This is a genomic window from Pelomonas margarita, assembly GCF_043555875.1.
Lineage (GTDB): Bacteria > Pseudomonadota > Gammaproteobacteria > Burkholderiales > Burkholderiaceae_C > Pelomonas > Pelomonas margarita.
The window spans coordinates 59,404-86,350 of sequence record NZ_JBIGHW010000009.1 but is presented as its reverse complement, the minus strand read 5'-3'; the positions used below and the strand labels follow the sequence as shown (position 1 = coordinate 86,350).

Below are 26,947 nucleotides of genomic sequence, written 5' to 3'. Positions count from 1 at the left end.
CGCTCGTGGATAATGAAATTCTAAGAAGCCGGCCCCGGCAAACCCACTGACTTCGTGCCCCTTTGCCGCCTGTGCCGCGCCTGCCCCGAACGCCCCACCCCCGCCCGCTGTCCGCGTTGATCGCCCTGGCCCTGTGCGCCTGGGGGTCGGTGTCGGCCCGGCCGGCCGAGGAGGCCGTGACGCTGCGTGGCAGCCGGCTGCTGACGGCGCCGGCCAAGCCGACGACCAAGCCGGCCATGGTCATCACGGCCGGCAAGCTCACGGCTCAGACCGACCAGGATGCCCAGGCCGAGGATGGCGTGGAGCTGCGCTATGGCGAGCTGCTGCTGAATGCCGACAAGCTGAGCTATCGCGTCGTTGAGGACCTGGCGCGCGCCGAGGGAAACGTCCGCATCCAGCACAACGGCAACCTGTTCACTGGCCCGCTGCTGCAGATGTATGTGAACCGCTTCGAGGGCGAGTTCCTGACGCCGAGCTTCTTCCTGGCGACGACCGGGGGCGCCGGCAAGGCGCAGGTGGTGCGCTTCCATGACAGCAACCGCTTCAGCGCCACACAGGCCAGCTACAGCAGCTGCCCGGTCGTGGAAGATCAGGAGCCGGCCTGGCAGATCACCGCCAAGCAGCTGCGCCTGGACATGGCTGGCAACGAAGGCCAGGCCGACGGCGCCGTGCTGCGCTTCCTCGGCGTGCCGCTGCTGGCCGCGCCGGCACTGAGCTTCCCGCTGAGCTCGGCCCGCAAGTCGGGCTGGCTGCCGCCCAACATCTTTCTGGACAACCGCTCCGGCTTGGAGCTGGGCGTGCCCTATTACTGGAACATCGCGCCCAACCGCGATGCCACGGTGGCGCCGTTCGCGATGACCAAGCGCGGCGTGGGCGTGGACGCCGAGTTCCGCTACCTGGAGCCCGGCCACGCTGGCCGTATCAACGTCGACCTGCTGCCTGGCGACCGTGTTTACGGCAGCTCTCGCTGGAGCCTCAAGCTCGAGAATGACGGCACGCTGGGCGACTGGCGCTACCGCCTCAAGAGCGAGCGGGTGTCCGACGACGACTACTGGAAGGACTTGTCGCGCCGTGTCGAGAGCCAGACGCCGCGGCTGCTGGCCAACGACTTCTCGCTGCAGCGCCACCGCGAGCTGTCCTGGGGCGTCATCGACAGCTACGCCCGCGTGCAGCGCTGGCAGACGCTGCAGGGCAGCGACGCGCTGTCGCGCTTCGACTCGCCCTACCAGCGCAGCCCGCAGTTGGGCGTGCGCGTGTCCACCGCCGCCGACGAGGCCGTGCTGGACAGCTTCCGCCCCTGGGGCCGCAAGGCGCGGCTGGAGGGCGGGCTGGAGCTGGAATACAACCGCTTCGACCTGCCCGGCTCGGCACTGGCCGGTCAGGCGCAGGGCGGCCAGCGCATGCACGCGCTGGGGCATGTGGCGGCGCCCTTGGGCGGCGAGGCCTGGTGGCTGATCCCGCGCGTGTCCGTCAACGCGGCGGCTTATGACCTGGATCAGCCGCTGGCCGATGGCCGCCGCCGCATGAGCCGGCTGATCCCGACGCTCAGCGTCGACCACGGCTGGGTGTTCGAGCGCGACACCAAGCTGTTCGGCCGCGCGATGCGCCAGAGCCTGGAGCCGCGCCTGCTGTACGTGAACACGCCGTACCGCGACCAGCTGAGCCTGCCCAACTTCGACTCGGCGCCCAAGGACTTCAACTTCGACTCCATCTACACCGACAACCAGTTCTCGGGCGTGGACCGGGTGTCGGACATGCATGCGCTGAGCTTCGGCGCCACAAGCCGCTGGATCAGTGCGTCGCAGGGCGAGGAGATCCTGCGCGTGGGCGCCGTGCAGCGCGTGCTGTTCCGTGACCAGCGCGTCACGCCCGATGGCCAGCCGGTCACGCAGCGCTTCTCCGACCTGCTGCTGGCCGCCGCCGCGCGCCTGGACGAGCGCTGGTGGGCTGACAGCACGCTGGAGTTCAACCCTGAGACCAACCGCTACGTGCGCTCGGTGGTGCGGGTTCGTTTCTCGCCCGGGCCGTTCAAGACTCTCAGCGTCGCCTATCGGCTGGCGCGCGCGCAGAGCGAGCAGGTCGAGCTGGCCTGGCAGTGGCCCCTCTACGGTCAGCCCGTTACCCAGCGCGGCGCCAACAGCCAGAGCTGCGGCGGCGCGTGGTACAGCGCCGGGCGCGTGCAGTACTCGCTGCGCGACAAGCGGCTGACCGACTCCGTGGCCGGTTTCGAGTACGACGCTGGCTGCTGGCTGCTGCGCTTCGGCGTCGAGCGGCTCTCCACCGGCCGGGCCGAGACCAACACCCGGCTCATGCTGCAACTGGAGCTCGTGGGCCTCAGCCAGCTGGGCTCCAATGCCCTGAAGGTCTTGAAGGACAATGTGCCCGGTTACCGCCGGCTGAGTTCCGACCGTTCGCCGAGTTCAGACTTCCTCCCATGATCCATCGCCTCGCTCCCACTTTCCTCGCAGTGACGCTGGCCCTGGCCGCCTTTGGTGCGTCGGCCCAGACGGCGCCCACGCTGCAGCCGGGGGACTACATTGCCGCCGTCGTCAACCAGGACGTCGTGGCTGCCAGCGAGGTCGTCGCCCGCACCGAGCGGCTGCGCCAGGAAGCCCGCCAGAAGGGCGAGGTCATGCCCGAGACGGCTGGCCTGCGCAAGCAGGCGCTGGAGGCGCTTATCGAGGATCGCGTGCTCATCACCCACGCCCGCGAGACCGGCAACAAGATCGACGAGGCCGAGCTGGATCGCGTCGTCGCCAACGTGGCGGCGCAGAACAAGCTGACCATGCCGCAGCTGCTGCAGCGCCTTAAGCAGGACGGCACCGACTACAAGAGCTTCCGCGAGAACCTGCGCGACCAGATGATGACCGAGCGCGTGCGTGAGCGCGAGGTGCAGGGCCGCATCAAGGTCAGCGACGCCGAGATCGACGCCTGGCTGGACAAGAAGCGCCAGGCGCTGGAGCAGGGCGGGCAGGTCAACCTCGCCCAGGTGCTGGTGACGGTGCCCGACGGCGCCGCTGAGGCCGTCGTCGCCGAGCGGCGCGCCGTCGCCGAGGCGGCGCTGGCCCGCGTCCAGGGCGGTGAGGATTTCGCCAAGGTCGCGCGCGAAATCTCTGAGGACGGCAACAAGGCCCGCGGCGGCGAGATCGGCCTGCGGCCGGTCGACCGCCTGCCCGACATCTTCGTCGGCGCCGTGAAGGACCTGAAGACCGGCCAGGTCGCGCCGGCCCTGCTGCGCAGCGGCGCGGGCTTTCACCTCCTCAAGGTCGTCGAGCGCCAGGGCGCTGCGTCCATGACGCAGAGCCTGCAGACGCGCGCCCGCCACATCCTGCTGCGCCCCTCGGCCCAGCTGACCGCCGAGGTCGCCGCGCGCCGGCTGGCCGAGATGAAGCGTCAGATCGAGGCCGGCCAGGCCAAGTTCGAGGACCTCGCCAAGGCCAACTCCGAGGACGGTAGCGCCGAAGGCGGTGGTGACCTGGGCTGGATGGGCGCGGGTGGCTTCGTGCCCGAGTTCGAGGAGGCCATGAACGCGCTGGCGCTGAACGGCATCTCCGGCCCCGTCATGTCGCGTTTCGGCGTGCACCTGATCCAGGTGCTGGAGCGACGCACCGTCGAGGTCGACCCCAAGGTTCTCCGCGACCAGGCCCGCGGCGCACTGCGCGAGCAGAAGTATGACGAGGTCTACCAGGACTGGGTCAAGGAGCTGCGCGCCAAGGCCTTCGTCGAAGTGCGCGAGTGGCTGGATTGAAGAGCCACATCCCCCGCAAGCGCTTCGGTCAGCACTTCCTGACCGACAAGGCGCTGATCGACGCCATCATCGACCTCATCGCGCCGCAGGCCGGCGAGACGCTGGTGGAGATCGGTCCGGGCCTGGGAGCGATGACGCTGCCGCTGCTGGCGCGCATCCCGGCCGCGTCGCCCAAGCTGACCGTCATCGAGCTGGACCGCGACCTCGCCGCACGCCTGCGCAAGCGTGATGACGTGGAGGTCATCGAGAGCGACGTGCTCAAGGTTGACTTCCGCGCGCTGGCCGTGGCCAAGGGGGCGAAGCTGCGCGTCGTCGGCAACCTGCCCTACAACATCTCCACGCCCATCCTGTTCCACCTGCTGGACGCGGTGGAAGACGTCGTCGACCAGCACTTCATGCTGCAGAAGGAGGTCGTCGACCGCATGGCCGCCAGCCCTGGCAGCAAGGACTACGGGCGCCTCAGCGTCATGCTGCAGTGGCGCTACGACATCGAGTCGGTGCTGGACGTACCGCCCGAGGCGTTCGATCCGCCGCCGCGCGTGGACTCGGCCATCGTGCGCATGCATCCGCTCAAGGCCCCGCCGGCGCTGGACCCGGCGCTGCTGGGGGAACTCGTCGCCAGCGCGTTCTCGCAGCGGCGCAAGCTGCTGCGCCACAGCCTGGGCAAGTGGCTGGCCGAGCGCGGCTACCAGGGCCGCTTCGACCTGCAGCGCCGGGCCGAGGAAGTGCCGGTGCACGAGTTCGTCGCGCTGGCGCTGGAAGTGGCGTCGCCGCAATGACAAACGGGACCCGAGGGTCCCGTTTTCTTTTGGCTGGCGTTCAGCGCGTCAGGCCGCGCTGAGCCACATCGACGTGTCGAAGGCGCTGCACATCATCGGCATGTTGACGCCGAAGTTGGGATTGCCGATGGTCGACTTCGCGCTCTTCGGCGCAGGCTTCTCAATAACCGGGGCCACCTCAGTAGCCCGCTCCCATGACCCGTTTTCTTGGGAGCGGGCTACTGAAAAGAATAGAAGCACCGGAAGGGAATCTTCCTGTCGGCCCAGTAGTCGGCCGTGTCGCGGAAGACGTCGAGCAACTGCTCACGAGCCTCGCGATCGAAGCGCACGTTGTCGGGCAACTGCTCCAGCACCACGACGAAGCCCGGCTGGCTGCCGGCCTTGTGGACGAGGTCGGTCATGCAGTCATGCAGGGCGTCCAGGTTCTTGCCGAAGTGAGCAGGGAAGAGGAAAGCCTGGGCGATGCCGTCCAGCACGTCCTGCTTGGACTGCGCCTCCGACAGATTGGCGTACAGGAAATGCTGGCCCGCCTCTTGAGCGGCCTGCATCAAGTCCTCGACCCGGTAGGCCCGTATGGCCTGCACGATATTGGGACGGACGGTCTGCAAAAGCATGGTCACGTTCCTCCTTTCAAGTCACAAAACAGCTGAACCTTGGCTTCACCGGCCGGCCCCGGCGCGAATGCGCTGGAAGCTGGCGTAGTGGTCGCCGGTGTAGTAACAGACCTCGGGCGACGTGGGCGGTGTGCCGCCACAGACGAGGCGGCGAGCGCCCCGGTTGCGTGCGCCAGGGGTCTTGACCGTGTATTCGCGATAGAAGCCGCGCGCCTTGCGGGGCAGCAGTCGTTCGCGATTGCCGAACACCGTGCCGTCCTTGCTGTAGGGAAACGGGCCGCCGGCAAGCACGAGCCGGTGGGTTTCCTGGGCCTGGACGGGCAGCGCGCTCAGCGATATTTCAGCCAGAGCGGGCGAGTCGGTGGGGGCTGCTTCCCTGGCCTGCACGCCTCCGGCGAGGCCGGAAAGCAGCAGGGCGGTGGTGACCGCCGAGGCGCCGGAGCGCGCCAGCCACGAGAGCAACGACACGGGTTTACCCTTGATTCGAAACCGATATGGTACCGAAGCGACCCCAAAAGCTCAAGCCGGCTCGGGGTGCCGGAGTCCCGTGCAAGGGCATGTGAGCCGGCGCTCACATGCCTGCAAGTGCTTGTTTTAAAAGGGTTTGTGACGGGGTGTTGGCAGGGTTTTCGGAACGAAAACTTCTGTCAATTGGGGGAGTCCGGGCGCTTGCGCCCGGCCCTTCCCGCTGCCGGCAGGGCCCTCAGCCGCGTGCCGCGTTGGCGTCGGCGACGGTCAGCGCGGTCATGTTGACGATGCGGCGCACGGTGGCCGACGGCGTCAGGATGTGCACCGGCTTGGCCGCGCCCAGCAGCACCGGGCCGATGGCGATGCCGCCGCCGGCGGCCGTCTTCAGCAGGTTGTAGGAGATGTTGGCGGCGTCGATGTTGGGCAGCACCAGCAGGTTGGCTTCGCCGGTCAGCGGGCTGTGCGGCATCAGCTGCTTGCGGTAGCCGGCGTCCAGCGCGGTGTCGCCGTGCATCTCGCCGTCGACTTCCAGCCACGGCGCCAGCTGCTGGATCAGCGCCAGCGTGTCGCGCATCTTGATGGCCGAGGGCTTGTCGCTGGTGCCGAAGTTGCTGTGCGACAGCAGCGCGGCCTTGGGCACCTGGCCGAAGCGGCACATCTCCTGTGCGGCCATGATGGTGATCTCGGCCAGCTGCTCGGCGGTGGGGTCGTAGTTGACGTGGGTGTCGACCAGCATGACTTGGCGGCCCGGCAGGATCAGGCCGTTCATGCAGGCGTAGGTCTTGACGCCGGCGCGCTTGCCGATGACGAGGTCGATGTAGGACAGGTGCGTGGCCGTCGTGCCCCAGGTGCCGCACAGCATGCCGTCGACCTCGCCCTTGTGCAGCATCATGGCGCTGATCAGTGTCAGGCGGCGGCGCATCTCGATCTTGGCGAGCTGCTGGGTGACGCCCTTGCGCTCGGTCATGCGCAGGTAGGTCTGCCAGTAGTCACGGTAGCGGTCGTCGTGCTCGACGTTGACGACATCGTAGTCGCGGCCGTGCTGCAGGCGCAGGCCGAAGCGCTCAACGCGCTCGGCGATGACGGACGGGCGGCCGATCAGCGTCGGGCGGGCCAGGCCTTCGTCAACGACGACCTGGGCCGCGCGCAGCACGCGCTCCTCCTCACCTTCGGCATAGGCGACGCGCTTGTTGGGCGCGCGCTTGGCAGCGGTGAAGATGGGCTTCATCGTGTTGCCGGACGCGTAGACGAAGCTCTGCAGCTTCTCGCGGTAGGCATCCCAGTCCTGGATGGGGCGGGCGGCGACGCCGGAGTCCTCGGCCGCCTTGGCCACGGCTGGCGCGATTCGCATCATCAGGCGCGGGTCGAAGGGCTTGGGGATGAGGTACTCAGCCCCGAAGCTCAGCGTCGCGCCCACGTAGGCGGCGGCCACCACCTCGCTCTGCTCGGCCTGGGCCAGCTCGGCGATGGCGTGGACGGCGGCGATCTCCATCTCGACGTTGATGGTCGTCGCGCCCGAGTCCAGAGCGCCGCGGAAGATGTAGGGGAAGCACAGGACGTTGTTGACCTGGTTGGGGTAGTCCGTGCGGCCCGTGGCCATGATGGCGTCGGAGCGCACCTTCTGCACTTCCTCGGGCAGGATCTCGGGCGTCGGGTTGGCCAGCGCGAAGATCAGCGGCTTGTCGGCCATCGTGGCCACCATGTCGGCCTTCAGCACGCCGCCGGCCGACAGGCCCAGGAACACGTCGGCGCCGTTGATGACCTCGCGCAGCGAGCGCGCTTCGGTCTTCTGGGCGTACTCGGCCTTGTCTGGGTCCATCAGCTCGGTGCGGCCCTCGTAGACGACGCCGGCCAGGTCGGTCACGAAGATGTTCTCGCGCGGCAGGCCCAGCTTGACGAGCAGGCCCAGGCAAGCCAGCGCCGCAGCGCCGGCGCCGGACGTGACGAGCTTGACCTGCTTGATGTCCTTGCCTACGACCTTGAGGCCGTTCAGGAAGGCCGCGCCGACGACGATGGCCGTGCCGTGCTGGTCATCGTGGAAGACGGGGATCTTCATGCGCTTGCGCAGTTCGCGCTCGACGTAGAAGCAGTCCGGCGCCTTGATGTCCTCGAGGTTGATGCCGCCGAATGTGGGCTCCAGCGCGGCGATGCAGTCGACGAGCTTGTCGAGGTCGTTCTCGGCCACTTCGAGGTCGAAGACGTCGATGCCGGCGAACTTCTTGAACAGCACGCCCTTGCCTTCCATCACCGGCTTGGATGCCAGCGGGCCGATGTTGCCCAGGCCCAGCACGGCCGTGCCGTTGGAGATGACGGCGACGAGGTTGCCGCGCGAGGTGTAGCGGAAAGCGTTGGCCGGGTCGGCGACGATCTCCTCGCAGGCGGCGGCCACGCCGGGCGAGTAGGCCAGCGCCAGGTCACGCTGGTTGACCAGCGACTTGGTGGCCGCGATGGCCACTTTGCCGGGCGTCGGGAACTCGTGATATTCGAGGGCGGCCTGGCGGAGTTGGGCGCGTTTTTCTTCGGAGCTGGGCATGGCGGAACGGGCAGAACGGAGGCGCAAGGCCGGCGGGGTGGGAATCATGCCACCGCCGTCCGCGTGCGGTCGCTGCGGATGTCCACACGCAAGACAATCGCGGCGATGGGTGAATTCGATCTGATCCGGCGCTACTTCCAGCGCCCTGCGGCTGCCGGCGTGGACGTCGGCGTGGGTGACGACTGCGCGGTGCTGGTGCCCACGCCGGGCGTGCGCTGGCTGGTGTCCAGCGACATGCTGGTGGAAGGGCGGCATTTCCTGTCGACTGTCGATCCGGCGCGGCTGGGCCACAAGGCGCTGGCCGTCAACCTCAGCGACCTGGCCGCCTGCGGCGCCGCGCCGCGAGGCTTCACTTTGGCGCTGGCGCTGCCGCGCGTTGACGAAGCCTGGCTGGCCGGTTTCTCGCGCGGGCTGCTCGGGCTGGCCGATGCGCAGGGTTGCCCGCTGGTGGGCGGCGACACGACGCAGGGCCCGCTGAACCTGTGCATCACCGTGTTCGGCGAGGCGCCTGCCGGCCAGGCGCTGCTGCGCAGCGGCGCGCGTGTGGGCGACGAGATCTGGGTGTCCGGCATGCTGGGCGATGCGCGGCTGGCACTGGAGGTGTTCCGCGGCACGGTGGCGCTGGTCGGCAATGCCTTCGAGCGCGTGCGCCTGGCGATGGAATGCCCCACGCCGCGCGTCGCGCTGGGTCAGGCGCTGCGCGGCATCGCTACGGCGGCGCTGGACCTCTCCGACGGCCTGCTGGGCGACCTGGGCCATCTGCTGGCCGCGTCCGGCGTCGGCGCACGCCTCGATGTCGACGCGCTGCCGCGTAGCGCCGTGCTGGCCGCGCAGCCTGCCGCGCTGCAGCACACCTGCGTGCTCGCCGGTGGCGACGACTACGAGTTGGTGTTCACCGCGCCGCCCGGCGCCCGGCTGCCGGACGTGGGCGTGCCGCTGACGCGCATCGGCGTCATCGAGGCCGCGCCGGGCCTGCGCGTGGTGGACGCCCAGGGCCGCGACCTCGCGCATGGCCTGCGCAGCTTCGACCATTTCGCCGCATGAGCGCCGCGCCGTTCGAGCCGCAAGCGCCCGTGCGTCCCACGCTGGGCTTCATGGCGCGCCACCCGGCGCGCTGGATCGCGCTGGGCTTTGGCAGCGGCCTGGCGCCGCGCGCGCCTGGCACCGTGGGCACGCTGTGGGCCTGGGCCGCGTTCAGCCTGCTGTCGCCCTGGCTGGGCGATGCCGGCTGGGTGCTGCTGATCAGCCTGGGCACGCTGGTGGGGTGGTGGGCCTGCACGCGCTGCGCCCAGCACATGCACACGCCAGACCCGGGATCCATCGTCTGGGACGAGGTGCTGGCCTTCTGGCTGGTGCTGTGGCTGATCGCGCCAAGCGGCCTGCTGGCGCAGGCTGTGGCCTTCGGCCTGTTCCGCTTCTTTGACGCGGCCAAGCCCGGCCCGGTGGGCTGGGCGGACCGGCTCTTCAAGGCCGAGCGCGGTGCGCCCATCGGCTGGGCGCAGGGGCTGGGCATCCTGGTGGACGATTTCGTGGCGGCCGGCTGCACGCTGGTCGCCGTTGCGCTGTATCGCGTGCTGATGGGGTGAGGCGATGGATGAACTGATGGACCGTATTGCGGCCGGCCTGCTGCGCCGTGGCGAGCGCCTGGGCACGGCGGAGAGTTGCACGGGCGGGCTGATCGCCGCGGCCTGCACGGACGTGGCCGGCTCCAGCCAATGGTTCGAGCGCGGCATCGTCAGCTACAGCAACGCAGCCAAGGCCGAGCTGCTCGGCGTGCCGCCCGCGCTGATCGAAGCCCATGGCGCCGTCAGTGCCGCGGTGGCCGAGGCCATGGCGTTGGGCCTGTTGGCCCGGGCGCCCGTCGGCTGGGCGCTGGCCGTCACCGGCATCGCCGGGCCCACGGGCGGAAGCCCTGCCAAGCCGGTTGGCACCGTGTGGCTGGCGCTGGCGCGGGCTGGCGGCGCCGTGCGTGTGTGGCGCGAGCGCTTCGACGGTGATCGCCAGGCCGTGCGCGCGCAGACCGTGGCGTCGGGGCTGGCGGCGCTGGATGCCGCCTTGGACGCCGCCACGAACGCTGCTTTGGGCGACGCCTAAGCCGCCTGCCGCAGGCGCCATAGCGCCACGCCGCTGCACAGCACCGTGAAGCCCAGCAGCACGGCGAAGGCCATCTCGGGCGGGATCCAGCGGAACTTGGCGACGCCGCCGGCCGCGAACACCAGCTGGTCCAGGTGGAACTGCGGCCACAGCACGGTCTGGAAGTGCATGGACTTGGGCAGCGGGAAGAACAGCCCCGACAAGTAGATGCCCGGCAGGTAGACCAGGTTGGCGTAAGCCGGTGCGGCCGAGCCGCTGGTCAGCGAGCCCAGCATGACACCCAGCGCGCAGAACGGCAGGGTGCCGGCTAACAGCACAGCGCTCATGGCCGCGAGCTGCGTGCCGCTCAGATGCGCCTGGCCGGTGCAGGCGGCCAGCACGAGGATGGGCAGGTAGGCGATGGCACCGCTCAGCAAGCCGGCGACGATCTTGGCCGCCAGCCAGGCGCCGGGCGGTGCGGGCTGGGCGCGCTTGAGGGTCAGCAGGCCCTGCTCGCGCTCCAGGGCCAGGTGGGGGGCGGTGGCGAACAGCGCGGCCATGGTGACGGCCATCACCGAGAAGCCGGCGAACATGAAGCGGCCGGTGTCGGGGTCCTTGGCCACCGCTTCGCCCGCGACCGCGAACGCGAACAGCAGGTAGGTGCCCACCGGCAGCAGGAACATCGGCAGCGCGAAGGCCGGCGAGCGCAGCAGGCGCAGCAACTCCAGCCGCATCTCCACGGCGTAGGGTGACGTGCGGCGCGCTGGCGCCGCGGGCGGGTGGGTCAGGGTGCTCATGCGGCCTCCCGGGTCAGTTGATGGAAGGCCTCGTTGAGGCCGGCCTGCTTCACTTCCAGGCGTGACAGCCGAGGATCGGCCGCCAGCAAGCGGCGCACGACGGACTCGGCGTCGGTGGCGACGATGGACAGCTGGGTCGGGTCGCCGGCCACGTCGACGACGCCCGGCCAGCGCCGCACCTCGCCTTGGGGCAGCGTCGTCGCGCAGCGGATGTGGCGGCGCGACACCAGCGCGCGCATCGCGTCCACGCTGCCCGAGGCGATGACGCGGCCCTGGGCCAGCACGGCCACGCGCGTGGCCAGCGCCTCGGCTTCCTCCAGGTAGTGCGTGGTCAGCAGGATGGAGCAGCCCTCGTCCAGCAGCGCACGGATGCAGGCCCACAGTGCCTCGCGGGCCTGCAGGTCCAGGCCGACGGTGGGCTCGTCCAGGAACAGCACGCGCGGCCGGCCGCACAAGGCCAGCGCGAACTGCACCTGGCGCTTCTGGCCGCCGGAGAGCTGTCCGTAGCGGCGCTCCGCTAGCGCGGCGATGCCGGCGCGGTCCAGCGCCTGCGGCACCGTCAACGGCTGCGGGTAGTAGCTGCACGACAGCGCCACCAGCTCGCGCACCTTCAGGTCCTTGGGGCACTCGACGTCCTGCAGCATGACGCCCAGGCCCTGCCGGCGCGCGATGTCCTGCGGCGGGCCGCCCAGCAGCTGCACGCGGCCCGCGTCGGCCTCCTGCAGGCCCAGCCACAGCGCGATGGCCGTGGACTTGCCGGCGCCGTTGGGGCCCAGCAGCGCGAGCAGCTCGCCGCGGCGCAGCTGCAGGTCCACATCGCACAGTGCTTGCAGCGTGCCGTAGCGCTTGAACACGCCGCTCAGTGACGCGACGACGCCGTCGCTGTCGCCGTCGAGCCCGGGCGTGGCCGCTGGGGGCGCTGCACGGCGCGGGTGGGTGCGGCCGTTGAGCACCCGGCCGATGACGGTCGTGCGCACGAGCAGGTGGTAGCTCGCCAGCAGCAGGGCCAGCGTGGCGACGACGACGAACGGGTACTTCAGCCCCCAGTGCAGCGGCCAGTGGCCCACCCAGACCTGCAGCGCCGCGACGACGGGCAGGTGCGCGAGGTAGATCCAGTAGGACGCGTCGGCCACGTAGCGCACGGCGGCGTTGGGCGTCGACAGCCAGCGCAGTGCCAGGCCGGTGAGGGCCAGCGGCCAGGCCCAGCTGGACGTGACGAAGGCCAGCGTGAAGACGAGCTTGGGCGCGTCGGGCATGCCCAGGGGCGGCTGCGTCTTCATGAGGTACAGGCAGGTGGCCGACGACGCGACGGCCAGCGCCGCCTGCAGCAGCCCGCCGCTGCGCAGTGCGGCCAGCGCGCCGGGCGCGCGCTGAACCAGCCAGCCGAACACGAAGGCCACGCCATAGGCGACCGTGGCGGGCAGCTGGGGGATCAGCGAGCGGTCGGGCGTCGGGATGCCGCCCCAGGGGAACCAGGCGGGTGTGGCCAGCAGCACGCCCGCCAGCGGCAGGCCCAGCAGCAGCGTGGCGGCCGGCCCGCGCAGTGCGCCGGTGACGGCGCGGTCCAGCAGCCCGCGCAAGACCTGGCCCCGGTCCAGCCGCACGAGCACGCCGCGAGCCAGCAGCGCGCCGGCGTACAGCCACAGCAGCTGGTAGAGGAACCACAGGTGCGTCAGCGGGAACGCGCCGGGTGCCTGGGGCAGCTCGGGCAGGGCTGGCGGCACACCGTGGAAGACCTTCTGCAGGCCCACGTGCCACACGAGCGCGATGGCCGGGAACAGCAGCAGCCAGCCAACGATCAGCGGCAGCGCGATGCGCTGGCCGCGGTTGACCCAGAAGCCGCGCGTGCCCAACCGCTGGCGCAGCAGGCGGCCGAAGAAACCGGCGATGAAAAAGAACAGCGTCATGCGGAAGCTGTGCGCGACGAAGCTCGCATCGCCGAGGAAGGCGCTGGGCGAGTGATCCGTCATCGCCCACAGGCCGGGGGGCAGGCCGGGGATGAAGGACAGCGCGGCGTGGAAGGCCACGCCCAGCAACAGGGCAAAGCTCCGCACGGCGTCGAGGGCATGGAGCCGCTCGGCGTTGGGGTGGGTGGACATGGATTTCCTCCTAGAGGGCGTCTCGCCGTCGCGCGGCGAAGAACAGCGGCAGGCACAGGGCCAGCAGGGTGGCGGCCAGCTCGGCGGCCAGCAGCAGCCAGAACGTGGCCGTCCACACGGGCGCGGCGGCGCCCATGTGCTCGCCGATGCCGGGCAGGCGGCCGACGCCGGCTAGGAACAGCGACACCGACATGTTGGTCAGGATGATCACGCCGCCCATGCCGGCCTCCGAGGCGATGTGCAGCGCCGCGCTCAGCACCAGCGCGTAGTTCAGCAGCAGGTAGGCGCACAGCAGCACGGTGTAGGGCAGCAGGCCGTCGGCGAGGCCCGGCAGCGCCACCACCAGCGCCACGGCGCCCGCGCTCAACACGACCCAGGGCAGCACAAAGCAGGCCACCAGCCCCAACAGCTTGATGCGCACGTAGTCGAGCGGCGACAGCGGCAGGCTGAGCACGAACAGGCGCGCGCGCTCCTTGCGCTCGTTGCTGACGCCGAACATAGCCAGCATCACGCCCAGCGCGATGACCGCCGTGAGCCACACGACGAAGGCCACGTGAAAGCCCGCGCCGCCGGTGAGCGCCAGCGGCAGCGCGGCCAGACCCGCGGCGGTGGCGGCGGTCATCAGCGCGCCGTGCTGGTGGAGCTCCTTGGCGAGCAGCCGGGTGGTGAGGGCGTTCATGCGGTGAGGCCTTCCTGGACGTTGCGGCTGTGCATGACGGTGGCGACGAAGATCTCCTCCAGGCTCATGCGCTGCACAGCCTGTGCCGGGGCGTTCAGCCGGGCCAGCCAGGCCTCGCTGAAGCCGTTCACGGTCAGCGTGGCGAGGCCGCCGTCGCGCTCGCAGTGGACCACCTCGGGCAGCGCCGCCAGGGCCTGCCCGGGCGGCAGGCGCAGCTGCACGCGGCGCCAGCGTTCGAGGAAGTCCGCCGTGTCGCTGGCCGCCACCACGTGGCCGCGGTCGATGAAGGCGAGGCGGTCGGAGATGCGCTCCACGTCCAGCGTGTTGTGGGAGGAGAACAGGATGGCGCGATCCTCGTCGCGCAGTACGTCCATGAACTCGGTCAGCAGCTCGTGGCGGGCGACGGGGTCCATGCCCGACGTGGGCTCATCCAGTACCAGCAGGCGCGGACGGCGTGCCAGCGCCAGCAGCAGCAGCGCCTTGCCATGCTCACCTGTGGACAGGCCCTTGACCGGCTGCTCGGCGCGCAGGCCGAAGCGCTTGAGCAGCCGCGCGGCGTAGGCCGCGTCCCAACCCGGGTAGATGGCTGCGGTGAAGTCCATGTGCCAGGCCAGCGTGGCGTGCGGGAACAGCCGCATGTCGTCGCTGACGAAGCCCACGTCGGCCTTGGCAGCGGCCTGCTCGCGTGGCATGGCTTGGCCCAGCAGCCGCACCTCGCCAGCGTCGGCCGTCAGCAGCCCCATCAGTAGCCGGATGGTGGTGCTCTTGCCGGCGCCGTTGGGGCCGACGAGGCCCATGATCTGACCGGGCGCCAGGCGCAGCGACACGTCGTTCAGCGTGAAGAAGGGGAAGGCCTTGCTCACGCCGGTCATCTCGAAAACGGGGGACGCGCTCATGCCGCGGGCTCCTGGGTGGTCAGCGCATGGCGCAGTCGGTCTAGCAGGTCCTGCTCGGGCAGGGCCAGCGAACGGGCGATCTCAGCGGCCGCGCACAGGTGCTCGTCCAGCTGCGCCAGCCGCATGTCCACGGCCAGACCCTGGGCGTCGGCGACGAAGGAGCCCTTGCCGTGGCGGGTCACGATGACGCCCTCGGCCTCCAGGTCCAGGTAGGCCCGCTTCACCGTGATGACGCTGACCTTCAGGTCAGCCGCCAGCGCACGGATGGACGGCAGCTCCTTGCCCGGCGGCCAGTCTCCGGCGGCCACGCGCTGGCGGATCTGCTCAGTGATCTGCAGATACATCGGCCGCGCGTCGACCTGGGAGATGAGGAGGCTGCTGTGCATATTGTGTATACACAGAATATCTTCCTGGCCGTGTGAACGCAAGCCCACTGACGGATGGGGCTGAGCGCCGGGCGGCTGGGCGAGGGGCTACAGCTTCAGCAATGCGTCCAGGTTGACCCGCAGCTTCAGCTCCACCGGCGCGAGGCTGGCGGCAATGGCCTGCGTGGCCAGTCGGGTGTCGCGCGGCACGGGGGTGGACAGTGGGCTGCCGCTCTTGCCGATCAGCACCGCCACCAGCGGCTCGTTGGCGCTGTAGCCGCGCTTGAACACCATGCCCACCTCGCCGTTGGCCAGCCGCACGATGGTGCCGGGCGGGTACAGGCCTACGGCCTTGATGAGGGCGGCGCCGGCCTCGTCAGGCTGGCCCAGTTCGTCCAGGAACACGGCGCGGGCCGCCGAGGCGCCGCTCATGGCCGTGCGGCTGCGGCGCGGGGACAGACGGGCGCCGAACAGGTCGATGCGGCGCAGCAGCCGCGCGAGCTTCTCGCCGTCGCTGCGGGCGGCCAGCGGGCCGGGGCCGGCGTCGTGGTGCAGGCGCACAGCGGTCAGCCAGACCTCGTCGGTCACACCGGCCTGGGCCAGCCGCTGCGCGGCGCGCTCGCCGTGGGCGCTGAGCGCGTGGCGCTGGGTGGGCGTGGCGCGGTCGGTCTGGCTGGCTAGGCGGTCATGCGCGGTGCTGGCACCGAGGTTCATCGTCAGCGCGGCGTTGTGCAGCGTCTCGCGCAGCGGCGCGGGCAGTTGCAGCTGCTGGGCGACGAGTTCGCACAGCGCCAGCGTCAGCAGCGCGTGGCGGGCGCTGTAGTCCTCGAAGGCCTGGCTGGTCTCGAACACCAGCAGCATCAGCGTGGCGTCGGGCTGGGCGTGCAGGCGCTTCAGCGCGGCGTCGCGCAGCAGGGCCACGCGGGCGGGGAAGTCGTTGTGCTCGCCATCGCGCAGCAGGTGGTGGGTGTGCAGCAGCAGGTCCGACCAGGCCTCCCGCGCGCCTGGCTCCGGCCGAGGGGCGGACGGCGGCTCCAGGCGGAAGCTGGCGTCGGCCTTGGCGATGTCGGCGATTGGCACGTCCTGCATCACCAGCGTGTCCAGCCGGTGGGCCAGCGCGCGCTGGTATTCCACGGTGTCTGCCGTGTTGACCCAGGCGCCGCCGGCCATGAGGCTGCGCACCAACGGCGAGTCGCGCAGCACTTGGCCGCGTGCGAACAGCAGCTTGCCGCCAGCGTCGAACAGGTCGTAGGGCAGCGTCATGCCCAGGCGCAGCGTGTGGGCGGGCAGGGGAATGAGGTCGGCGGCCATGGCGCCGCGGATTCTGCGGGGCCTTCGGGGGCTGCGACCCGCTCTTGAGCCCTGGCGAAGGCCTCGCTGCGTAGAATTCCCGGCTCTCCGAGGAGCGCTGCGACGGGTGTTCGGCCTGCCAGGCTCGGATATCGACGAACGGCGCTCATCGACCCTCAGCCCGAGCCGCCTCGATGACCATTTCGCCGCCCCCCCTGAAGCTCTCCGGCCTGGAGCCTGTCGCCATTGGCGAGGGCTCGCTGTTCGTCAATATCGGCGAGCGCACCAACGTCACCGGTTCCAAGGCCTTCGCCCGAATGATCCTGGCCGGCCAGTTCGAGGAGGCGCTGGCCGTGGCCCGCCAGCAGGTGGAGAACGGCGCCCAGGTCATCGACGTGAACATGGACGAGGCCATGCTGGACAGCCAGGCCGCCATGGTGCGCTTCCTGAACCTGATGGCCAGCGAGCCCGAGATCGCCCGCGTGCCGGTGATGGTGGACTCGTCCAAGTGGAGCGTCATTGAGGCGGGCCTGAAGTGCATCCAGGGCAAGGGCATCGTCAACTCCATCTCGCTGAAGGAAGGCGAGGACGAGTTCCGGCGCCAGGCGCGGCTGGTGAAGCGCTACGGCGCGGCGGCCGTCGTCATGGCGTTCGACGAGCAGGGCCAGGCCGACACCTTCGCCCGCAAGACCGAGATCTGCGCGCGGGCCTACCGCGTCCTCGTCGACGAGGTGGACTTCCCGCCCGAGGACATCATCTTCGACCCCAACATCTTCGCGATCGCGACGGGCATCGAGGAGCACGACAACTACGCGGTGGACTTCATCGAGGCTACGCGCTGGATCAAGCAGAACCTGCCCGGGGCGAAGGTGTCGGGCGGCGTGTCCAACGTGTCGTTCAGCTTCCGCGGCAACGAGCCGGTGCGCGAGGCCATCCACACGGTGTTCCTGTACCACGCCATCCAGGCGGGCATGGACATGGGCATCGTCAACGCTGGCATGGTGGGCGTCTATGACGACCTGGACGCCGAGCTGCGCGAGCGCGTTGAAGACGTGGTGCTGAACCGCCGGCCCGATGCGGGCGAGCGCCTGATCGAGATCGCCGACCGCGCCAAGAGCGCCGGCAAGGACGACTCGGCCCGCCTGGCCTGGCGCGCCGGTGACGTCAACGCGCGGCTGAGCCATGCGCTGGTGCATGGCATCACCGACTTCATCGTGGCCGACACCGAGGAGGCCTGGCAGGCCATCAGCGCCAGCGGCGGCCGGCCGCTGCACGTCATCGAGGGCCCGCTGATGGCCGGCATGAACGTGGTGGGCGACCTGTTCGGCCAGGGCAAGATGTTCCTGCCTCAGGTGGTGAAGAGCGCCCGCGTGATGAAGGGCGCCGTTGCCCACCTCGTGCCCTACATCGAAGAAGAAAAGCGCCAGCTGGAAGCGGCCGGTGGCGACGTGAAACCCAAGGGCAAGATCGTCATCGCCACCGTCAAGGGCGATGTGCACGACATCGGCAAGAACATCGTCACGGTGGTCCTGCAGTGCAACAACTACGAGGTCGTGAACATGGGCGTCATGGTGCCGGCCCAGGACATCCTGCGCAAAGCGAAGGAAGAGGGCGCCGACATCATCGGCCTGTCCGGCCTCATCACGCCCAGCCTCGAAGAGATGCAGCACGTCGCCGCCGAGATGCAGCGCGACGACTACTTCCGGTCGCGCCACATGCCGCTGCTGATCGGCGGCGCCACCACCAGCCGCGTGCACACCGCCGTCAAGATCTCGCCGCACTACGACGGCCCGGTGGTCTATGTGCCCGACGCGTCGCGCGCCGTGGGCGTGTGCTCGGAGCTGCTGTCCGACGAGCGCGCGTCCGCCTACATCGCCGAGCTGAAGGCCGACATCGAGAAGACCCGCGCCCTGCACGCCGGCAAGAAGCAGACGCCGCTGGTCACACTGGCCGCCGCCCGCGCCAACGCCGCGCCGCTGGACTTGAGCCGCGTGCCGCCCGCCCCGAAGTTCACCGGGCGTCGCGTGCTGAAGAATCTGGACCTGGCCGAGCTGGCCAAGTACATCGACTGGGGCCCGTTCTTCCAGACCTGGGACCTGGCCGGCCCCTACCCGGCCATCCTGGACGACGAGATCGTCGGCACCGAGGCGCGCAAGGTGTTGGCCGATGCGCAGGCCATGTTGAAAAAGATCATCGACGGCCGCTGGCTGCAGGCGCACGCGGTGTTCGGCCTCTACCCGGCGGCCCGTGAGGGCGACGACATCGCCATCCACAGCGAACCGCCCATGACCTGGCGCGGCCTGCGCATGCAGTCCGAGCGTCCGGTCGTCGATGGCCAGAAGCGCCCCAACCGCTGCCTGTCCGACTTCGTGGCTGAGCAGGGCGACCACATCGGCTTGTTCGCCGTGACGGCCGGCCTGGGCGTGGACAAGAAGGAAGCGCAGTTCCTGGCCGCACATGACGACTACTCGTCCATCATGCTGAAGGCGCTGGCCGACCGCCTCGCCGAAGCTGCGGCTGAGTGGCTGCACGAGCGCGTGCGCCGCGAGTTCTGGGGCTATGCGCCGGGCGAGGCGCTGAGCAACGAGGCGCTGATCGCCGAGCAGTACAGCGGCATCCGCCCGGCGCCGGGCTACCCGGCCTGCCCGGACCACCTCGCCAAGGCCGACCTGTTCAAGGTGCTGGCGCCGGACGAGATCGGCATGGGCCTGACCGACAGCATGGCCATGACGCCAGCCGCCAGCGTCAGCGGCTTCTACCTGGCGCACCCGGATGCGGCCTACTTCAACGTTGGCCGCATCGGCGACGACCAGCTGGCCGACTGGGCCGCGCGCTGCGGCCTGAGCGAGGCCGACGCGCGCCGTGCGCTGGCGCCGCTGCTGGGCTGATCCCGCTCCCGAAGCATCTGCTTACCTTGCGGCCGGCGGGCCAGGGCGCTGTCCTACAGGGGCGCCCGGCGGCGCTGGGCATGCTGACGGCATCTCAAGAACCGTTGGAGTTCCGCATGTCCACTGCCCCCATCAAGGCCCCCCAGATCGTTGCCGGCGTTGCCGTCGTGATGGCGCTGCTCGGCGGCGCCTACGCGGTGGGCCGCTCGCAAGGCGTCGACAGCCCGCCGCCGGCCCAACTGGCCGACGCCCCCGCCGCCACCGGCCCGCAGCGGCAGGCGGCGGCTGATCTGCCGCGTGAACACAGCCGGGAAGACGCCTCGCGCGAGCCGGCGCGCACCGCGCCCGTCGCCGCCAAGCCCGTGGCCGCGGCGCTGTGCCAGGGCTGCGCCCGCGTGACCGCCGTGCACACCGAAACCCGCCGCGGCGAGGCCAGCGGCGTGGGTGCCGTGGGCGGCGCCGTCGTCGGCGGCCTGCTGGGCAACATGGTGGGCGGCGGCAACGGCAAGAAGCTGGCCACCGTGGCCGGCGCCGTGGGCGGCGGCTATGCCGGCAACGAGATCGAGAAGAACCAGAAAAGCTTCACGGTCTGGGTGGTGCAGGTGGAAGAGCGCGACGGCCGCACGCGCCGCTTCGAGCGCCGCGCCGACCCGGGCCTGCGCGTGGGTGAAGAGGTGCGGCTGAGCGAAAACGGCTTCAGTCGCGTCTAAGCGGCGCCGGGCAGCGCGCGGCGCAGCTGGATGGCTTCGGCCACATGGGCCGTGCCGATGAGCTCGGCGCCCGCCAGGTCGGCCACGGTGCGTGCCACGCGCAGCACGCGGTGGAAGCTGCGGGCCGACCAGCCCAGCTTCTCCGCCGAGCGCTCCAGCAGCGCCTTGGCGGCGGGCTCCAGCACGGCGTGGGTGCCCAGGCCCTGCGCCTGCAGCTGGGCGTTGGCCGTGCCCTGGCGCGCCGTCGCCCGCTCGCGCGCGGCCGCCACGCGCCGGGCCACGGCGGCGCTGGGTTCGCCGGGGGCCAGGTCCTGCAGCTCGCGTGGCGGGATCACGGGCACCTCGACGAGCAGGTCGATGCGGTCCAGGAAGGGCCCACTGAGCCTGCCCTGGTAACGCGCCACCTGGTCGGGCGAGCAGCGGCAGGCGCGCAGCGGGTTGCCGAGGTGGCCGCAGGGGCAGGGGTTCATCGCTGCGACGAGTTGGAAGCGCGCCGGGAACTCCGCCTGCCGCGCGGCGCGCGAGATCAGGATGCGGCCGGTCTCCAGCGGCTCGCGCAGCGCCTCCAGCGCGGCTCGCGGGAACTCGGGCAGCTCGTCCAGAAAGAGCACGCCGTGCTGCGCCAGCGAGATCTCGCCGGGCCGGGGCGGTGAGCCGCCGCCCACCAGCGCGACGCTGGAGGCGGAGTGGTGCGGGCTGCGCACCGGCCGCTGGCCCCAGCGGCTGATGTCGAAGTGGCCGGCCAGGCTCAGCACGGCGGCGGATTCCAGCGCGGCTTCGTCGTCCAGCGCCGGCAGCAGGCCGGCCAGGCGCTGGGCCAGCATGGACTTGCCGGTGCCGGGCGGTCCGACCATCAACAGCGAATGCCCGCCGGCTGCGGCGATCTCCAGCGCGCGCTTCGGCGCGGCCTGGCCCTTGATGTCGGCCAGGTCGGGCAGGCCGGCCTGTGCCTCGCGCGGCAGCGCCGCCGCGCGGGGCAGGGCCTCGCCCTCGGGCTGCAGCGCGGCCACGACGTCCAGCAGGTGGCTGGCGCGGCGCACCACCAGGCCATCGACGAGCGCGGCCTCGGCGGCGCTGGCCTCGGGCAGCAGCAGTTCGCGCCCCGCACCGGCCTGGCGCAGCGCCAGGGCCATCGCCAGTGCGCCGCGCACCGGGCGCAGCTCGCCCGCCAGCGACAGCTCGCCCGCGCACTCCAGCCCGGCCAGCCGGGCCGGGTCGATCTGGCCGTTGGCCGCCAGCAGGCCCAGGGCCATGGGCAGGTCGAAGCGGCCGCCTTCCTTGGGCAGGTCGGCCGGTGCGAGATTGACCGTGATCCTTTTATTGCCCGGGAAGCCCAGCCCGCTGTTGGCCAGCGCGGCGCGCACGCGCTCGCGGGCCTCCTTGACCTCGGTGTCCGCCAGGCCCACGACCGTGAAGGACGGCAGGCCGTTGGCCAGATGCACCTCCACGGTGACCGGCGCAGCCGCCAGGCCGTCGAGGGTGCGGGAGTGGACGGTGGCCAGGCTCATCGATAGCTTGGATGGATGGTGCTGGGCGGCGCGATTTGGCTGCGGGCCAGTCTAGCCGGGGCTTGCGGGCCTGTCCGTATCGCCGACCGTGTGCTTTTTGCACACAAGGCACCGACAAGGTGCGAAATTGAGTGTCTTGGCGCCTCCATGGTGCGTGTGCCTGACTTGTGTGCGTCCGGCGCCCAGATTTGTGCGGCTTCACCCATGGTGTGACGCTTGGCACGGAAGCTGCAATCAGGGGTCGGAGTACCCCCCTACCTTGACCAACTTGAACTAGGAGCCCCGCCATGAAGTTTTCTCCGTCGCTGATCGCCCTGGCACTGTCTACGGCGCTGCCGGCCTTTGCTCAGGAGGCCTCGCCGCTGACCTTCAATGCCAGCGTCGTCAGCGATTACCGCTATCGCGGCATCTCGCAGACCCGCGTGAAGCCGGCGCTGCAGGGCGGCCTGGACTACGCGGCACCGGCCGGCTTCTACATCGGCGCCTGGGGCTCGACGATCAAGTGGATCAAGGACTTCGGCGGCAAGTCCGACGTCGAGATCGACGTCTACGGCGGCTGGAAGGGCGAGGTCGCCCCGGGCCTGACGCTGGACGTCGGCGGCCTGCAGTACTACTACCCCAGCAACAAGCTGAACCCCAGCGCCAACACCTTCGAGTTGTACGGCGCGCTGAGCTACGGCCCGGTCACGGTGAAGTACTCGCACGCGCTGACCGACACCTTCGGCAACGCCGACAGCAAGGGCAGCGGCTACCTGGACGTGTCGGCCAGCTTTGAAGTGACGGACGGCTGGATGCTGGCCCCGCACGTCGGCCACCAGAAGATCAAGGGCCCGCTGGGCGGCGCCGCCACCTACACGGACTACTCGCTGACGCTGTCCAAGTCCTTCGGCGCCCTGACGCCCAGCGTCGCCGTCGTCGGCACCGACGCGGACAAGGGCTTCTACACCGTCAAGGACAAGTTCCTGGGCAAGACCTCGGTCGTCGTCGGCCTGAAGTACGCCTTCTGATTTCCCGCGCTGGAGAACCCCATGAAACTGATCACTGCCGTCATCAAGCCGTTCAAGCTCGACGAGGTGCGTGAGGCCCTGAGCGCCATCGGCGTGCAGGGGCTGACGGTCACCGAGGTCAAGGGCTTCGGCCGCCAGAAAGGCCACACCGAGCTGTACCGCGGCGCCGAGTACGTCGTCGACTTCCTGCCCAAGGTCAAGATCGAAGCGGCCGTCAACGAGGACGTCGTCGAGCGCGTCATCGAGGCCATCGAGTCCGCTGCCCGCACCGGCAAGATCGGCGACGGCAAGATTTTCGTGTCGCCGCTGGACCAGGTCGTCCGCATCCGCACCGGCGAGACCGGCAACGACGCGCTCTGAGGCGCCGTCACTCACAACGTCTGGAGAAACCTCACATGAAGACACTCCTCGCCGGCCTCGCGCTTGCCGCCGGCCTGCTCGCGCCGGCCGCCTGGGCCCAGGACGCCGCTTCGGCGCCTGCTGCCGTGGCCGCTTCGGCCGCTCCTGCCGCTGATGCGGCCTCCGCTGCTGCGCCGGCTGCACCTGCGGTCGCTGCGGAAGCGGCGTCCGCCGCCGCCGCGCCCGCCCCGGTGCCCAACAAGGGCGACACCGCCTGGATGATGGTCTCGACGCTGCTCGTCATCCTGATGACCGTGCCGGGCCTGGCCCTGTTCTACGGCGGCCTGGTGCGCAGCAAGAACATGCTGTCGGTGCTGATGCAGGTGATGGTCGGCTTCTCGCTGATCGTCGTGCTTTGGTTCCTGTACGGCTACAGCTTCGCGTTCACCGAGGGCAACAAGTTCATCGGTGGCACGGATCGCCTGTTCATGAAGGGCATCTGGGACAACGCTGCGGGCACCTTCGCGAACGCCGCCACCTTCTCCAAGGGTGTGGTGATTCCCGAGATCGTGTTTGCGGCCTTCCAGGCGACCTTCGCCGGCATCACCGCCTGCCTGATCATTGGCGCCTTCGCCGAGCGCATCAAGTTCGCCGCCGTGCTGGCCTTCCTGGTGCTGTGGTTCACGTTCAGCTACCTGCCCATCGCGCACATGGTCTGGTACTGGATGGGCCCGGATGCCTACAGCTCGGCCGCTGTCGCTGAAGAGATGACCGCCAAGGCGGGCCTGATCTGGCAGTGGGGCGCGCTGGACTTCGCCGGCGGCACCGTGGTGCACATCAACGCCGCTGTGGCGGGCCTGGTGGGGGCCTACATGGTGGGCAAGCGCGTGGGCTACGGCCGTGAGGCGTTCACGCCGCACAGCCTGACGCTGACCATGGTGGGCGCTTCGCTGCTGTGGGTGGGCTGGTTCGGCTTCAACGCCGGCTCCGCGCTGGAAGCCAACGGCTTCGCCGCGCTGGCCTTCATCAACACCTTCGCCGCCACGGCCGCTGCCGTGCTGGCCTGGTGCGTGGGTGAGGCGCTGCTCAAGGGCAAGGCCTCCATGCTGGGCGCCGCGTCGGGTGCTGTTGCCGGCCTCGTGGCCATCACGCCTGCCGCCGGCAACGTCGGCATCGGCGGTGCGCTGGTCATCGGCGTGGTCGCGGGCTTCGCCTGCCTGTGGGGTGTGTCCGGCCTGAAGAAGCTGCTGGGCGCGGATGACTCGCTGGACGTGTTCGGCGTCCACGGCGTGGGCGGCATCGTCGGTGCCATCCTGACCGGCGTGTTCAACAGCCCCAACCTGGGCGGCCCCAGCGCCGTCGGCGACTGGGTCACCGTCGCGATGATCGCGCCGGATGCCTATTCCATCGCTGCCCAGGTCTGGACGCAGACCAAGGCTGTGCTGCTGACCCTGGTGTGGTCGGGCGTCGTCTCCGTCGTCGCCTTCAAGCTGGTGGACCTGACCATCGGCCTGCGTGTGACCGAAGAGGAAGAGCGCGAAGGCCTGGACATCTCGTCGCACGGCGAGACCGCGTACCACAAGTGATGTGGCGGCCGGCTTCGCGCCGGCCTCCCGCTCTCGAGCAAGCCGCCCTCCACGGGCGGCTTTTTTATGGGCGCGCCCGAGCCGCCGGTATGCTGGGCCGCATGGATGTCATCACCCTGTTGGTGGCCGTGCTGGTCAATGCACTGCTGATGAGCATGGCGCTGGTGGTCTGCGTGGGCATGCGCGTGCGCAGTGGCTTGCAGGCCTGGCAGTTCATGCTGCTGGGGCAGGCGCTGGGGTTCGGCTTGCTGATCGCCTCGGCCCGGGTGGCGCCCGGCGTGCTGTCCACGCTCGGTGTCATGGCGCTCAGCGCCTCGGCCTCGGCCATGGTGCTGGCGGTGAGCCGCTTCCTGGGCAGCCCAGTGCTGCGGCTGTGGCTGCTCGGGCCGCCGTTGGCGCTGGGGGCGGTCCATGCGTTCATCTACGCCCAACAGGGGCTGGCTACAGGCGTGACCAACATCGTCATCGGCCTGCAGATCCTGTGGGGCAGCGTGCTGCTGCTGCAGGGGGCGCGCCGCGTGCGCTGGCGCTGGCTGTGCGGCATGGCCGGCGTGGCCAATGGCCTGCTGACGCTTGGCCGGGCATTGCTGGTGCTGTTCTGGCCTGAGGTGTACCCGCGCTTCGTGGCGCCGCACCCGCTGAACATCGCGTCGCTGATGGTGCTGAATGCCACGCTGGTGCTGGGCACCATGGGCTTTCTGCTGGCGCACCGCGACGAGGCGGAGCAGGCGCTCGTGAAGCTGGCCTCGCTGGACACGCTGACCGGCCTGCTCAATCGCCGCGAGTGGATGCAGCGCGCCGGCCGCGCGCTGGGGCATGCCGACGAGGACGCGGTGCTGCTGATGCTGGACCTGGACCATTTCAAGCGCGTCAACGACGAGCGCGGCCACCCGGTGGGTGACGAGGTGCTGCGCCTGACCGGCGAGGTGCTGCGCGGCGAACTGCGCGCGCGCGACCTCGTGGGCCGCTACGGCGGCGAGGAGTTCTGCCTGCTGCTGCGGCATTGCGAGCCCGAGGCCTTCGGGCGGCTCGACGCCCGGCTGCACCAGGCCCTGCAGCGCCGCTGCGAGGCCAGCCTGGGGTTCCCGGTCGATTTCAGCGGCGGCGCCGTGCGCGTGCTGCCGGGCGAGACGCTGGCCGCCGCCATCCAGCGCGCCGACGACCACCTCTACCGCGCCAAGCACGCCGGCCGCGGCCGCACGCTGTGCGCTGAAGGCGTCTTGTGATTTGCGGCGGCGCCTCCAGATGGGGCCGCCTGCGCATCTGAGATCATTCCGCCATGGTTCCCCATCTGATCACCGCCCTGAACGGCCCCATCAACGAGCTGGAGGCCCGCGTCCTGGAGTCCATGCCGGCCACCGAGCGCTGGTTCCGGCTGGAATGGATGGAGCACACGCCCACGTTCTATGCGTCGGTAGACCTGCGCAACGCCGGCTTCAAGCTGGCGCCGGTGGACACCAACCTCTTCCCTGGCGGCTTCAACCACCTGACGCCGCAGATGCTGCCGCAAGCCGTGCAGGCGGCCATGGCGGCCATCGAGAAGATCTGCCCCGAGGCGCGCAATCTGCTGCTCATCCCCGAGCCCGGCGCGCGCTGCAGCTTCTACCTGGACCACCTCGCCACGCTGGTGCGCATCTTCACGCAGGCCGGCCTGAACGTGCGCCTGGGCGCGCTGGACCCGGCGCAGACCGCGCCCGATGAGCTGCCGCTGGCCAGCGGCGGCAGCCTTGTCATCGAGCCCGTGGTGCGCAAGCGCGGCCGGCTGATGATCAAGGGCTTCGACCCCTGCACCATCCTGCTCAACAGCGACCTGGCCCAGGGCACGCCGCCGCAGCTGATGGGCCTGCACGAGCAATACCTGCTGCCGCCGCTGCACGCCGGCTGGAGCGTGCGGCGCAAGAGCCGCCACTTCCAGGCCTACGAGGAGGTGGCCAAGCGCTTCGGCAAGCTGCTGGGCATGGACCCGTGGCTCATCACGCCCATGTTCCAGAGCGTGGACCTGCGCGGCAAGAAGGGCGTGGAGGCGCTGCAGGCAGCTGCCGATGCGCAGCTCACCAAGGTGCGGCGCAAATACAAGGAGTACGGCATCAACGAGAAGCCCTTCGTCATCGTCAAGAGCGACGTGGGCAGCTACGGCCGCAGCGTCATGACGGTGCGCGACGCCCGCGACATCGAGGCCCTGGCCCAGGGCCTGCCCGACAGCCTGGGCGCCGAGGTCATCGTGCAGGAGGGCGTGCCCACGCACGAGCGCGTGCACCAGGCCGTGGCCGAGCCGGTGGTCTACATGATGGACCGCTACGTGGTGGGCGGCTTCTACCGCGTGCATGCCGATCGCGGCATCGACGAGAACCTCAACGCCCCCGGCGCCAGCTACGTGCCGCTGGCCTTTGCCGACTCGCCCGTGCTGCCGCGCCTGGGCGAGAAGCCCGGCGCCAGCGCGCCCAACCGCTTCTACATGTATGGCGTCATCGCCCGCCTGGCCATGCTGGCAGCCAGCTACGAGCTGGAGGCCACCGACCCGCAGGCCGAGGCCGAGGCGGCTTGACGAAACAGCGGCATGGGCGCTGC

The 26,947-nt window shown here is 70.2% G+C and carries 23 protein-coding genes and 1 riboswitch; of the genes, 13 read left to right on the top strand and 10 right to left on the bottom strand.

Features of this window, described 5'->3' with window-relative positions; all coding sequences use genetic code 11:
• Window positions 1-116: 116 nt before the first annotated feature.
• From ACG0Z3_RS16395 to rsmA, 3 genes are read left to right on the top strand one after another with little or no spacing between them, the layout of a single operon-like run.
• Window positions 117-2,438 carry an LPS-assembly protein LptD gene (locus tag ACG0Z3_RS16395; RefSeq protein ID WP_394399326.1) on the top strand — a complete coding sequence of 774 codons (2,322 nt, stop codon included), beginning with the start codon at window positions 117-119 and terminating at the stop codon, window positions 2,436-2,438.
• Window positions 2,435-3,748, top strand: coding sequence for a peptidylprolyl isomerase (locus tag ACG0Z3_RS16390; RefSeq protein ID WP_394399324.1), 1,314 nt, complete (start codon window positions 2,435-2,437; stop codon window positions 3,746-3,748). The genes ACG0Z3_RS16395 and ACG0Z3_RS16390 overlap by 4 nt, the downstream gene beginning before the upstream one ends.
• Window positions 3,736-4,527, top strand: a complete 792-nt coding sequence (rsmA, locus tag ACG0Z3_RS16385) for a 16S rRNA (adenine(1518)-N(6)/adenine(1519)-N(6))-dimethyltransferase RsmA (protein ID WP_394399322.1) — start codon at window positions 3,736-3,738, stop codon at window positions 4,525-4,527. The genes ACG0Z3_RS16390 and rsmA overlap by 13 nt, the downstream gene beginning before the upstream one ends.
• A 218-nt stretch (window positions 4,528-4,745) precedes the next feature.
• Here rsmA and ACG0Z3_RS16380 read toward each other — a convergent pair whose 3' ends face one another.
• The 3 genes from ACG0Z3_RS16380 to ACG0Z3_RS16370 all read right to left on the bottom strand — a co-directional run bounded on the left by ACG0Z3_RS16380 (window position 4,746) and on the right by ACG0Z3_RS16370 (window position 8,142).
• Complete coding sequence (locus ACG0Z3_RS16380; protein WP_056873061.1) at window positions 4,746-5,141, bottom strand: barstar family protein; 396 nt, start codon at window positions 5,139-5,141, stop codon at window positions 4,746-4,748.
• 45 nt (window positions 5,142-5,186) lie between these two features.
• Complete coding sequence (locus tag ACG0Z3_RS16375; protein ID WP_394399319.1) at window positions 5,187-5,609, bottom strand: guanyl-specific ribonuclease; 423 nt, start codon at window positions 5,607-5,609, stop codon at window positions 5,187-5,189.
• A 235-nt stretch (window positions 5,610-5,844) separates the two neighbouring features.
• Entirely contained in the window at window positions 5,845-8,142 is a 2,298-nt protein-coding gene (locus ACG0Z3_RS16370; RefSeq protein WP_394399317.1) for an NADP-dependent malic enzyme, read from the bottom strand.
• Window positions 8,143-8,247: 105 nt separating this feature from the next.
• On the opposite strand from ACG0Z3_RS16370, the gene thiL reads away from it, so the two are divergent.
• Genes thiL through ACG0Z3_RS16355 form a run of 3 tightly spaced genes read left to right on the top strand, consistent with a single transcriptional unit; the run spans window position 8,248 to window position 10,236 of the window.
• Window positions 8,248-9,186 (top strand): thiamine-phosphate kinase, encoded by a 939-nt coding sequence (thiL, locus tag ACG0Z3_RS16365; RefSeq protein ID WP_394399315.1) that lies wholly within the window; start codon window positions 8,248-8,250, stop codon window positions 9,184-9,186.
• A complete protein-coding gene (locus ACG0Z3_RS16360; protein WP_394399312.1) occupies window positions 9,183-9,728 on the top strand; it encodes a phosphatidylglycerophosphatase A family protein in 546 nt (181 codons plus the stop codon). Before thiL ends, ACG0Z3_RS16360 begins: the two co-directional genes overlap by 4 nt.
• Window positions 9,729-9,744: 16 nt before the next feature.
• Window positions 9,745-10,236: a CinA family protein gene (locus ACG0Z3_RS16355; RefSeq protein ID WP_394399310.1), complete on the top strand. Its 492-nt coding sequence runs from the start codon at window positions 9,745-9,747 to the stop codon at window positions 10,234-10,236.
• On the opposite strand, the gene ACG0Z3_RS16350 is transcribed toward ACG0Z3_RS16355, so the two are convergent.
• From ACG0Z3_RS16350 to ACG0Z3_RS16325, 6 genes are all read right to left on the bottom strand, one after another.
• Window positions 10,233-11,012, bottom strand: a complete 780-nt coding sequence (locus ACG0Z3_RS16350) for an ABC transporter permease (protein ID WP_394399308.1) — start codon at window positions 11,010-11,012, stop codon at window positions 10,233-10,235. The two genes, ACG0Z3_RS16355 and ACG0Z3_RS16350, sit on opposite strands and share 4 nt — an antisense overlap.
• Window positions 11,009-13,111, bottom strand: coding sequence for an acyltransferase family protein (locus tag ACG0Z3_RS16345; RefSeq protein ID WP_394399305.1), 2,103 nt, complete (start codon window positions 13,109-13,111; stop codon window positions 11,009-11,011). Before ACG0Z3_RS16345 ends, ACG0Z3_RS16350 begins: the two co-directional genes overlap by 4 nt.
• A 10-nt stretch (window positions 13,112-13,121) precedes the next feature.
• Window positions 13,122-13,790 carry an ABC transporter permease gene (locus ACG0Z3_RS16340; protein ID WP_394399302.1) on the bottom strand — a complete coding sequence of 223 codons (669 nt, stop codon included), beginning with the start codon at window positions 13,788-13,790 and terminating at the stop codon, window positions 13,122-13,124.
• Entirely contained in the window at window positions 13,787-14,686 is a 900-nt protein-coding gene (locus ACG0Z3_RS16335; protein ID WP_394399300.1) for an ABC transporter ATP-binding protein, read from the bottom strand. Before ACG0Z3_RS16335 ends, ACG0Z3_RS16340 begins: the two co-directional genes overlap by 4 nt.
• Window positions 14,683-15,072, bottom strand: a complete 390-nt coding sequence (locus ACG0Z3_RS16330) for a GntR family transcriptional regulator (protein ID WP_394399298.1) — start codon at window positions 15,070-15,072, stop codon at window positions 14,683-14,685. The genes ACG0Z3_RS16335 and ACG0Z3_RS16330 overlap by 4 nt, the downstream gene beginning before the upstream one ends.
• An 87-nt stretch (window positions 15,073-15,159) precedes the next feature.
• A complete protein-coding gene (locus tag ACG0Z3_RS16325; RefSeq protein ID WP_394399296.1) occupies window positions 15,160-16,362 on the bottom strand; it encodes an HD-GYP domain-containing protein in 1,203 nt (400 codons plus the stop codon).
• A gap of 83 nt (window positions 16,363-16,445) precedes the next feature.
• A riboswitch (S-adenosyl-L-homocysteine riboswitch) is annotated at window positions 16,446-16,516 on the top strand.
• Between the two features lie 19 nt (window positions 16,517-16,535).
• Here ACG0Z3_RS16325 and metH point away from each other — a divergent pair.
• On the top strand, window positions 16,536-19,229 hold the full coding sequence (metH, locus tag ACG0Z3_RS16320; RefSeq protein WP_394399294.1) for a methionine synthase: 2,694 nt from the start codon (window positions 16,536-16,538) through the stop codon (window positions 19,227-19,229).
• A gap of 116 nt (window positions 19,230-19,345) precedes the next feature.
• The gene (locus ACG0Z3_RS16315; RefSeq protein ID WP_394399292.1) at window positions 19,346-19,939 is read left to right on the top strand and encodes a glycine zipper 2TM domain-containing protein; all 594 of its coding nucleotides are present in this window, start codon (window positions 19,346-19,348) and stop codon (window positions 19,937-19,939) included.
• Here the strand turns inward: ACG0Z3_RS16315 and ACG0Z3_RS16310 are convergent.
• On the bottom strand, window positions 19,936-21,447 hold the full coding sequence (locus ACG0Z3_RS16310; RefSeq protein ID WP_394399290.1) for a YifB family Mg chelatase-like AAA ATPase: 1,512 nt from the start codon (window positions 21,445-21,447) through the stop codon (window positions 19,936-19,938). The genes ACG0Z3_RS16315 and ACG0Z3_RS16310 overlap by 4 nt on opposite strands.
• Before the next feature lie 287 nt (window positions 21,448-21,734).
• On the opposite strand from ACG0Z3_RS16310, the gene ACG0Z3_RS16305 reads away from it, so the two are divergent.
• The 5 genes from ACG0Z3_RS16305 to gshA all read left to right on the top strand — a co-directional run bounded on the left by ACG0Z3_RS16305 (window position 21,735) and on the right by gshA (window position 26,924).
• Window positions 21,735-22,454: a TorF family putative porin gene (locus ACG0Z3_RS16305; protein WP_394399288.1), complete on the top strand. Its 720-nt coding sequence runs from the start codon at window positions 21,735-21,737 to the stop codon at window positions 22,452-22,454.
• A gap of 21 nt (window positions 22,455-22,475) precedes the next feature.
• Window positions 22,476-22,814 (top strand): P-II family nitrogen regulator, encoded by a 339-nt coding sequence (gene glnK, locus ACG0Z3_RS16300; protein WP_268166730.1) that lies wholly within the window; start codon window positions 22,476-22,478, stop codon window positions 22,812-22,814.
• Between the two features lie 35 nt (window positions 22,815-22,849).
• The gene (locus ACG0Z3_RS16295; protein ID WP_394399285.1) at window positions 22,850-24,379 is read left to right on the top strand and encodes an ammonium transporter; all 1,530 of its coding nucleotides are present in this window, start codon (window positions 22,850-22,852) and stop codon (window positions 24,377-24,379) included.
• 101 nt (window positions 24,380-24,480) lie between these two features.
• Complete coding sequence (locus tag ACG0Z3_RS16290; protein ID WP_394399283.1) at window positions 24,481-25,605, top strand: GGDEF domain-containing protein; 1,125 nt, start codon at window positions 24,481-24,483, stop codon at window positions 25,603-25,605.
• A 53-nt stretch (window positions 25,606-25,658) separates the two neighbouring features.
• Window positions 25,659-26,924 carry a glutamate--cysteine ligase gene (gshA, locus tag ACG0Z3_RS16285; RefSeq protein WP_394399281.1) on the top strand — a complete coding sequence of 422 codons (1,266 nt, stop codon included), beginning with the start codon at window positions 25,659-25,661 and terminating at the stop codon, window positions 26,922-26,924.
• Window positions 26,925-26,947 lie beyond the last annotated feature (23 nt).